Annotated in this window: 4 protein-coding genes; 2 read left to right on the top strand and 2 right to left on the bottom strand. The window is 62.5% G+C overall.

Translation table 11 applies throughout. The features are described from left to right. Positions 1-572: hypothetical protein (locus tag VMR39_RS09260; protein ID WP_325415676.1), on the bottom strand; the 572-nt coding region annotated here is incomplete at its 3' end. 263 nt (positions 573-835) lie between these two features. Here VMR39_RS09260 and VMR39_RS09255 point away from each other — a divergent pair. Together VMR39_RS09255 and VMR39_RS09250 are read left to right on the top strand one after the other, a co-directional pair. Beyond that, a complete protein-coding gene (locus VMR39_RS09255; protein ID WP_019054418.1) occupies positions 836-1327 on the top strand; it encodes a MucR family transcriptional regulator in 492 nt (163 codons plus the stop codon). Between the two features lie 80 nt (positions 1328-1407). Next, positions 1408-1914 (top strand): hypothetical protein, encoded by a 507-nt coding sequence (locus VMR39_RS09250; RefSeq protein ID WP_255209807.1) that lies wholly within the window; start codon positions 1408-1410, stop codon positions 1912-1914. 59 nt (positions 1915-1973) lie between these two features. Here VMR39_RS09250 and VMR39_RS09245 read toward each other — a convergent pair whose 3' ends face one another. Next, entirely contained in the window at positions 1974-2747 is a 774-nt protein-coding gene (locus VMR39_RS09245; RefSeq protein ID WP_325415675.1) for an N-6 DNA methylase, read from the bottom strand. Positions 2748-2821 lie beyond the last annotated feature (74 nt).

Here is a 2821-nt window from a genome sequence, read left to right as displayed (position 1 = left end):
GCGATCGCGCCATCCATGCCCCGTTCGCCGAGCCGGATTTTGGAGAGCGTGCGATCGGAGATGGTGCGGTTCCCTACGCGAAGGACGATGCGCGGCCGGGAGACGCCCCGGTGCGCGCCGGACAGGGCAGCATAGACCCGGCCGACATGACCTGCCTCGGGATCGCTGTAGGAGACCACGGCCTCGATTCTGGGGCGTGCTTGACGAAGAAGCCGAAAGGCACGGGCGCAAAAGAAGCTTTCGCCATTCTGCGGAACGCTGTCGAGCAGGACCAGCCGCGCGAGGACGCATCCTTTGGCGGGATCGGTAAAGCCGGTATGCCGGGTGATGACGGCGTCGGTCGCCGGCACAGCAAAGACGGCCACACCTTCCAGCACCGCCTGGCGGCCGAAGAGACCTATCGCGACCTGAGCGGCCGGGTAGCTCGGCAGATAATGATGCTCGGCGATGAACGCGCGCGCGGCGGCGTGGTCGATGATGTCCGCCGAGTAGGCTTTCGGATTGATGACGAGAGAGTCGGTCGCCCATAGAGCGCGCCGCTCCCGCCAGCGCTGGCTGCGTGAGGTGTCCATGTCGTGGCCTCGGGATGGAGAAGGATCGACGCCGCTTGGACCTTCGACCTGTCTCCCCGGTCCATTCCCCTCTTCTTTGGACAGGGATCGAGATGAATCGGTTTACGGAATGTTTGGGATTGGGCACGATCAGATATCGCACATCCCCTGATTGGCGCCGGTGAGCTTATGTTCCTTTGAGGCCTTGCGAGCTTCACATGGCGTCATGTTCCCGGTAGCGAATAGTCCTCCGGGTTCTTTCAACCAAAGAAGGCAAGATCATCATGAGCGAAGTATCGGAAGACGATAGCACGCTGATTACCCTGACCGCCGATATCGTCGCGGCACATGTGACGAACAACAGCGTGGCGGTCGCTGATCTGCCATCCTTGATCCAGAATGTTCATGGAGCGCTGAGCAATCTCGGCAAAAGTGAACCGGCTGCCGAAACAAAGCAGGAGCCGGCGGTGTCGGTCCGGGCTTCGATCAAACCCGACTATATCGTCTGTCTGGAAGACGGCAAAAAGCTCAAGATGCTCAAGCGCCATCTCATGACGCATTATCAGATGACGCCGGCTGATTATCGTTCGAAGTGGAATCTTCCGGCCGACTATCCGATGGTCGCACCCAACTATGCCGAGCAGCGCCGCACGCTCGCGAAGAGCATCGGCCTCGGGCGCAAGCCCAAGGCGGCCAGCGCCGCGCCGGCAAAGGCCACCAAAGCCGCCCCGGCTCGTCGCGGACGTGCAAAGTCAACCGAAGGGCAGCCTTCCTAGCAGCATCAACGCGGCATTTCGGTTCGGAGACGTCGGGTTTGGAACAGGGACAGTCGGGTCAAAGTGCGCCGGCGCGGCGCGTGACAGCACCTTCAGGGCAGCCCGATGCACGTCCGCCGTCCTATCCCGGCACCGAGGCGTCGGTCGGCACGGTCGTGAGCCTGGCCGACGCCTATTGGGATGCCGCGCACAGGCTGTTGCCGCAGATCGAGAAGGGCCGGGGTGTCTCGTCCGCGCCTGCCAGGCTGTGCGCCATTCAATCGATCGAGACCTATCTCAACGCGTTCTTGCTCTTTCATTCGCTCGATCGAAAGCTGGTGCGGGGCCTGCAGCACGATCTCGCCGAGCGCACGCGCCTGGCGGTCGAAAAAGGGCTGTCGCTCCGCCGACGCACCGCAGAGCATCTGATCCGGCTCAGCGACCAGCGTGACTATCTGGTGGTGCGATATGGTCCAGAGCAGCTCGGCGACCTGTCAGAGATCAACCGGATGTTCGCGACGCTGAAGGAGATCGCAGAGAAGGTCCGGGCAGCGATCTTCGAGCAGCCCTATGATCGTGCAGACCCATGGTACAAGGTCTATTGGTGACCCGGAGACCTTGTCGCGCAGTGATGTCCGGTCGCGAGCGGCGAGGGCCAGCCTCCCAGTCAGAACAGGGTCAACTGCTCGCCGATCGCGCGGGGCTGTGGTTCACGCGCTGGCATGCGAGGAGATGGGCGCGCAACTGTCGTTTGCGGTAGGGAGCGTGCCGGCGGCTCGGCTGCGCGAGGTTGGGCCGCAAGCTTCGCACCCCAGCCTCCCAGGATATGGGCCGGAGTGAACCAGTGCTCGCGAACCTCGTTGCTGAGGGAGTTGCCGACCATGACATGGGCCGGGATATGGAGCAGCGAGAACTGGATATAGGCCATGTGGACGGCTCGGCTGTCGATATCGACCGCGGTCACATGGAGATGGCGCTGGTAATTGATGTCGGCTGCGAGCATCGCCTGCGCGAGCGCGATGACCATGGCCCCTGCACCGCAGGCGGGCTCCATCGCGCTGACGAACCCCTTGTCGGCGATCAGCGCCCGCGCGTCATCGGCGTTGCCGAGCGTGATTTCCGCCATCATCTGGCATACGGGATAGGGCGTGAAGAACTGGCCCCTGTTCTTGTTGTGGATCTCGAGCGCGGTGAAGATGCTGCCCAAGACATCGCCCGGCGCGGCTTCCAGCGCCAAGGTGATTTCGGCGAAGACCTGCGGAAACATCTCGACGGTCGGCCTGTCATATCGTCCCACGATCTCGAGGTAGCGCGCCTCCCGATCGGTCCGCGAGCGGCTGTCGACGCTGTTCGAGATGCTGATCGCGCAGAGCTTGTCATCGGTCGTGCAATTCTCCGCAAAAGTGGGCTTTGAAAATTCCCTAGTTGGTGGCCCCTTCATCTCATTCTGCCGGGGCTAGCCCCGGCAGAATGAGATGAGCCGACATTGTCCTCATCTCCTTTGCAGACGCGGAG

This window comes from Sphingobium sp., assembly GCF_035511395.1.
Taxonomy (GTDB): domain Bacteria; phylum Pseudomonadota; class Alphaproteobacteria; order Sphingomonadales; family Sphingomonadaceae; genus Sphingobium.
Note: the sequence above shows the minus strand (reverse complement) of the source record. Positions and strands in the feature narration are given on the sequence as shown.